The organism is Actinophytocola xanthii, assembly GCF_001921205.1.
GTDB lineage: Bacteria > Actinomycetota > Actinomycetes > Mycobacteriales > Pseudonocardiaceae > Actinophytocola > Actinophytocola xanthii.
Genome location: NZ_MSIE01000150.1, coordinates 1 through 5,208, shown reverse-complemented (window position 1 = coordinate 5,208; position 5,208 = coordinate 1). Strand labels below are relative to the sequence as shown.

Sequence of the window (5,208 nt, the reverse complement as noted above, 5' to 3'; positions counted from 1 at the left end):
CCGGACGTGAAGGCCGAGCTGGAACGCTTCCTCGAGGCGGCGGAGGCCGTGCGTTAGCCATCCGCCCGGGACAGGAAGCACGGCCACTGTGTCGTAGGTCACAGCTCAGCGTAGGCTCGGTGCGTGACGACGCCGTTTTCGGCGTGTCTGAACACCACCGGCGGCGAGCGTGCTGTCCGGTGTGAGAGGAGCATCCTCGATGCTGGGCGCAGTTCACCGTCGTGACCGATGATCCCGCGGACCGGACCCCACCCTCGAGCGGTTCCGGAGACGCCGCCGGAGGGGACAGCGGGCGACGTATGCCCGGACGACGCGAGGCTGGACGACGTCACCCTCGTCGTCCGCGCCCGCGAGGGGGACGTGCGCGCCTACGAGCAGTTGGTGCGGCGCTACCAGGGCCCGATCTTCCGGCTCGCGGTGCGGATGCTGGCCAGTCGTGGCGATGCCGAGGACGTGGTGCAGGAGGTGTTCTTCACGGCCTGGCGCAGCCTCGCGAGCCTGCACGAGGACGCCGCGTTCGTGGGATGGCTGTACCGCTCGGCCACCAACAGGTGCCTGAACGTCATCCGGGCCCGGCACGCCACAGTGGACGTGGACCTGGCCCAACAGGCGTCCCGGAGCCCCGGTGGCGGGCCGGAACGCACGGTCGAGGTGAGCGAACAGCTGGCGGCGGTGACGGTGGCGCTTCAGCGGCTGACCGGTGAGCAGCGCGCGTGTTGGTTGCTGCGGGAAGTGCACGGCCGCTCGTACGAGGAGATTGCTGATGCCCTGCGGGTCACGCCCACCACGGTGCGGGGACGCATCGCGCGGGCACGGGCACAGCTGACGGAGATGATGGCGCCATGGCGGTGAACCCGGACACCCAGGGTTACCTGCTTCCCTGCGGGCGGGACGTGGAGACGGTGTGGGAACGGCTGGCGGAGGTGGAGGCCGGCCGAGGTGACGGGCACGACCTGACCTGTCCCGACTGCCGGGACGCCCGGGCGAGCCTGAACGCCCTGCGCGAGGTGACCGGAGAGCTGCTCGCCGACACGGCCGAGCCGACGTCGCACCTGACCGGGCGGATCATGGCGGCGATCCGGACCGAGGTACGCCGCCGGCACGACATGGTGCCGTTGCCGACCGCCGAACCGGGCCTGGTGCGCATCAGCGAGCACGCGGTCGCGGCCGTCCTGCGGTTCGCCGCCGACAGCGTCGCGGGGGTTCGTTCGCGTCGCTGCCGGGTACAGCACATCCAGGCGAACGCCGCGGACGGCGGCGAGGAAGGCGAACCGATGCTCGTGGTCGAGCTCAGCGTCGCGGTGAGCTACCCGAGTTTCGCCTGGGGAGCCCTGGAGCTCGTGCGGGAGCGGATCGACGCCGCCGCCGCCACCAGGATCGGTCCGCGGCTGCACCGGCTGGACCTGGTCGTCGAGGATGTCTACGGGATGTGACCGGTGAAGAACACGATAGGCAAGGGCACCAGCGACGCCCGGGATGTCGCGGCGGGCCACGGCCCGCTGTTCGAACACACGGTCGGTGCGCCCGTGGTCGCCGCCGTAGCCGTCCGGGCCGCCGCCGCCGTGCCGGGTGTGGTGCGGGTGGAGCCGGGCCTGGTGGGGCTCGTGGCGTCGATGGTCCGGGCCGCACGTCATCGGGTCACCGGACTCGACCCGGCGCCGATCGAGGGGGCACGCGTCGAGCTCGACCGGGTGGCGGACGGGCACACCGTCCGGGTCGAGGTGGATGTAGTGATCTCCGGGCAGGACCAGGCGGCCGCGGTGGGCCGCGCGGTGCAACGTGCCGTGGCCGGCGCGGTGACCGAGGCCACCGGCCTCACCGTCGCCGAGGTAGGCGTGTCGATCATCGACGTGGTCTGGGACCTGGATCGCCCATGACCGCCGCGACGGACCTGGTCCACGATCTGTTGGCGGCGCTCGCCGGGGTCCCCGGGCTGCGTCCGGCCACCCCGGTCGCGACCGGGCGCGCGCCGTGGGGATGGAACCGAGACGCCATGGCCATCGACCTGAACCCCGCCGTCAGCCGCGGAGCCGACGCCGGCCACACGGTGGTGGTTCGGGTCGTGGCGACCCAGCTGCCGCTACCACCTCTTGTGCGACGAGCGGAACAGGCGCTGTCGGCCGTGCTGGCCACCAGCGAGCTGCCCGTCACCCGGCTGCGCCTGGAGGTCACCGACCTCGACGGGGCCGCATTCGCGTGACTCCCGACACGCCAGGGCAGATTTCCCCGATCGGGTCGTGACGTTGTCGGCGCGCCGGTGTCCCTCCAGTGCGCGACGTCGACAGAACAGCTTCCGGCTTCGCCAGACCATTCACTGCGAACACTCAGGAGCGCCCACGTCATGACCGCCACCCACAGCCCTCCGGCCAACTCGACCACACCTTCGGGCACCTCCTCCTCGGAGAAGATCATCCCCGCGCAGGCAACCGGACAGAGCATGGCGCTCGCCTCGCCCCAGGGCACCACCACGGTCGCCGACACGGTCGTGCAGAAGATCGCCGGCCTCGCAACCAGGGAGATCAACGGCGTGTACGCCCTCGGTGGTGGCGCGTCCCGCGCGTTCGGCGCGCTGCGGGAGCGGATCCCCGGTGCGACGGCGAGCGCCGCGCAGGGTGTCGCGGTCGAGGTCGGCGAGACCCAGGCCGCCGTGGACCTGCAGATCCTGGTCGAGTACGGCGTCTCCATCGCCGACCTGGCCAAGGCGGTACGCCGCAACGTGATCACCGCCATCGAGCGGATGACCGGTCTCGAGGTGGTCGAGGTCAACATCCACGTCAGCGACGTGCACATCCCCGGCGCCGAGGACGACGCGCCCGAACCGACTCGCGTGCAGTGACCACCGGCGTCGGGATCGACGCCGATCGCATCGCCGCCGCTGTCCGGGCCACCCGCGAGGTCGCGGGCCTGGACGGCGGCAGGTACGGCGAGATCGCCACGTACCTACCCGGCCGGTGCGTCAGCGGAGTCCGCATCCGTCCCGAGTCGGTGACCATCGGCGTCATCGGACGCTATCCGGCCACCGTCACCGATATCGACGCCGGTGTTCGTGCCGCGGTCGGACCGTTGGACCGGCCGCTGCACCTGCACATCGGCGACCTCCACATCGAAGAGACCGGGCCGAACATCCTCGGCCCCAGCTAGGAGAAACACATGATGAACTCCACGACCCTGGGCCTGCTGACCGGCCTGGCACTGGGCTTCGCCGGCGCGTTCGGCGGGTTCACCGCCTTCCTCGTCGTGCTCGTCCTGGCCGCGCTGGGCCTTCTCGTCGGACGCTTCCTCGACGGCAAGCTGGACCTGTCCCAGCTGGCCGGCGCCGGCCGGGACCGAGGCTAGGCCATGACCGCCGCCACCCGCGTTCCACACCCCGCCGACGCCGACGACGGCCAGGACACCGGACGGGGCGCCGAGCGCGACCTTCCCGGTCGGACGACGCTGGCCGACCGCGTCGTCGAACGCACGGCCGCTCAGGCGCTCACCGAGATCGCCGACGTCGGCGGCACGGCGCACCGGATTCTCGGCGACACCCTCAGCGGACCACCCGAGGAACGGTCCGCGCAGGTCAGCGCCTCGGTGGACGACACGACAGCGGCTCTGAACGTCCGGCTTTCGATCGCCTATCCCGCATCGGTGGCGAGTACGACCCATCAGGTTCGTTCCCATCTGACCCGACGGCTACCCGAACTCACCGGCCTGGTCGTGACCCGCGTCGACATCACCGTGACCGCCCTCTACCTCGCCCAACCCGGGTCCGGGCGAGTCCGATGACGCGCCGACCCCGGCGCGCCGTTCCTGCCGTGCTCACCGCCCTGGTCCTGCTGAGCATGTCCGTACTGACCGCGATCAGCGCGATCCAGCTGCTCGCCGGCCGTCGGCCACTGGTCAGCTACGCGGCGATCGCCGACTGGGCACACGCCACACGCTGGGACAGCCTCGTCGTCACCGCCGGCTCCGCCGCCGTCCTGCTGATCGGGCTCGTCCTGCTGGTCGCCGCGGTCCTGCCCGGCCGGCCCACCGTCCTCCCCCTGCGCGCGACGGACACCGACGCGACCATCGATGCCGGAGCGTCCCGACGGAGCCTGCGCAGCACCCTGCGCGCGGCCGCGAACGCCGTGGACGGGGTCACCGCGACCACGCTGACACTGCGCGGCAGAAGGGTCACTGCCGTCGTGCGCACCCACCGCACGACCCGGGAGGGGCTGGCCGAGGCCGTTCGCGCCGCGGTCAGCCACCGCCTCGACCAGATCTCCCCTGCCACTCGCCCGGCCGTGCGGGTCAGGGTTGTCGCGCCCAGGAGCACGCCATGACCAGCATGAACCGTCCAGCCCGACTCAACCGCTGCCTGCTCGCGGTCGTCGGCCTCACGCTGGTGGCCGGCGGAGGGCTCGCCGTGGCAGCCGGGAGCGGCATGCTGCCGGTCGACCCCGCCGCCACCCTCGCACCCGGGACCGCCCTCCCACCGACGTGGACGCTGTACGCGATCGCCGCCGTCGCCGTCCTCCTCGCCGTGCTGTGCCTGTGCTGGCTGGGCGCGCAGCTCGCCAGGAAACCCAAGACCCACACCTGGCGCGTCGAGGACGACGCCGAGCCCGGCCACACCGAACTGGCCACGCGCATCGCCGCCACCCCGTTCGCCGCCGATGTCGCCGCGTATCCGGGCATTCACACCGCACATGCCGATCTCGCCGGTCACCGGAGCTCCCCGACGCTCGCCGTGGTCGTGACCACCGAACACGGGGCGGATCTCGCCGACATCCGCCACCGTCTCGACACCCACGGCCTCCCCCGGCTCCGGAACGCACTCGACCTCCCGTCGCTGCCGACGACGCTCGAGTTCCGTTTCACCACCAGGTCCGGTGCCCGAGCCGGCTGAGCCCGTCGCCGCACCGTTCCCGTGGGCGTTTTCGCATCGCTGGGCCGAGACGCCACCAAACGAGTACATTGAGGACATACAGGTGAGCGAGCACGATGTCATCTCGGCCCGCTTCTACGCCGCGACCATCGTCAGGCTCGGCCCGGGGCTGCGTCTGCGCGTCCACTGTGGCCCCGGCGGACGTCGCGGCGACGGAATGAGCACGCGAACACCGTCACCACACCCGCCGGCGTCAGCAGCTTGCCTACGCCATGCTCCGTTCCGAGGACGCCGACTGAGCAGTCAGCGGTCCGCGCCGGCGCGGCGTTTGGTCCAGACGTCGTAGGCCACGGCTG

General features: G+C 71.8%; 10 protein-coding genes. All 10 read left to right on the top strand.

Going from position 1 to position 5,208, the window contains the following annotated elements:
* Positions 1 to 228 precede the first annotated feature (228 nt).
* The 10 genes from BU204_RS37510 (at position 229) to BU204_RS37465 (ending at position 4,873) form a co-directional block, all read left to right on the top strand.
* The gene (locus BU204_RS37510; protein WP_083661990.1) at positions 229 to 852 is read left to right on the top strand and encodes an RNA polymerase sigma factor; all 624 of its coding nucleotides are present in this window, start codon (positions 229 to 231) and stop codon (positions 850 to 852) included.
* A complete protein-coding gene (locus BU204_RS37505) occupies positions 843 to 1,433 on the top strand; it encodes a hypothetical protein (RefSeq protein WP_075130529.1) in 591 nt (196 codons plus the stop codon). Before BU204_RS37510 ends, BU204_RS37505 begins: the two co-directional genes overlap by 10 nt.
* A 3-nt stretch (positions 1,434 to 1,436) precedes the next feature.
* A complete protein-coding gene (locus BU204_RS37500; protein WP_408608085.1) occupies positions 1,437 to 1,877 on the top strand; it encodes an Asp23/Gls24 family envelope stress response protein in 441 nt (146 codons plus the stop codon).
* A complete protein-coding gene (locus BU204_RS37495) occupies positions 1,874 to 2,200 on the top strand; it encodes a hypothetical protein (RefSeq protein WP_075130528.1) in 327 nt (108 codons plus the stop codon). The genes BU204_RS37500 and BU204_RS37495 overlap by 4 nt, the downstream gene beginning before the upstream one ends.
* Positions 2,201 to 2,341: 141 nt before the next feature.
* On the top strand, positions 2,342 to 2,836 hold the full coding sequence (locus tag BU204_RS37490; protein WP_075130527.1) for an Asp23/Gls24 family envelope stress response protein: 495 nt from the start codon (positions 2,342 to 2,344) through the stop codon (positions 2,834 to 2,836).
* Positions 2,833 to 3,141: a hypothetical protein gene (locus BU204_RS37485; protein ID WP_075130526.1), complete on the top strand. Its 309-nt coding sequence runs from the start codon at positions 2,833 to 2,835 to the stop codon at positions 3,139 to 3,141. Before BU204_RS37490 ends, BU204_RS37485 begins: the two co-directional genes overlap by 4 nt.
* 12 nt (positions 3,142 to 3,153) lie before the next feature.
* On the top strand, positions 3,154 to 3,336 hold the full coding sequence (locus BU204_RS37480; protein ID WP_075130531.1) for a hypothetical protein: 183 nt from the start codon (positions 3,154 to 3,156) through the stop codon (positions 3,334 to 3,336).
* Between the two features lie 3 nt (positions 3,337 to 3,339).
* A complete protein-coding gene (locus tag BU204_RS37475) occupies positions 3,340 to 3,768 on the top strand; it encodes an Asp23/Gls24 family envelope stress response protein (RefSeq protein ID WP_083661989.1) in 429 nt (142 codons plus the stop codon).
* Complete coding sequence (locus BU204_RS37470) at positions 3,765 to 4,307, top strand: DUF6286 domain-containing protein (protein ID WP_075130525.1); 543 nt, start codon at positions 3,765 to 3,767, stop codon at positions 4,305 to 4,307. The genes BU204_RS37475 and BU204_RS37470 overlap by 4 nt, the downstream gene beginning before the upstream one ends.
* Positions 4,304 to 4,873: a hypothetical protein gene (locus BU204_RS37465; RefSeq protein WP_075130524.1), complete on the top strand. Its 570-nt coding sequence runs from the start codon at positions 4,304 to 4,306 to the stop codon at positions 4,871 to 4,873. Before BU204_RS37470 ends, BU204_RS37465 begins: the two co-directional genes overlap by 4 nt.
* Positions 4,874 to 5,208: the final 335 nt, after the last annotated feature.

Coding starts and splice junctions, on each gene's coding strand:
- BU204_RS37510 (WP_083661990.1), top strand. CDS start 229: ATGATCCCGCGGACCGGACCCCACCCTCGAGCGGTTCCGGAGACGCCG.
- BU204_RS37505 (WP_075130529.1), top strand. CDS start 843: ATGGCGGTGAACCCGGACACCCAGGGTTACCTGCTTCCCTGCGGGCGG.
- BU204_RS37495 (WP_075130528.1), top strand. CDS start 1,874: ATGACCGCCGCGACGGACCTGGTCCACGATCTGTTGGCGGCGCTCGCC.
- BU204_RS37490 (WP_075130527.1), top strand. CDS start 2,342: ATGACCGCCACCCACAGCCCTCCGGCCAACTCGACCACACCTTCGGGC.
- BU204_RS37480 (WP_075130531.1), top strand. CDS start 3,154: ATGAACTCCACGACCCTGGGCCTGCTGACCGGCCTGGCACTGGGCTTC.
- BU204_RS37475 (WP_083661989.1), top strand. CDS start 3,340: ATGACCGCCGCCACCCGCGTTCCACACCCCGCCGACGCCGACGACGGC.
- BU204_RS37470 (WP_075130525.1), top strand. CDS start 3,765: ATGACGCGCCGACCCCGGCGCGCCGTTCCTGCCGTGCTCACCGCCCTG.
- BU204_RS37465 (WP_075130524.1), top strand. CDS start 4,304: ATGACCAGCATGAACCGTCCAGCCCGACTCAACCGCTGCCTGCTCGCG.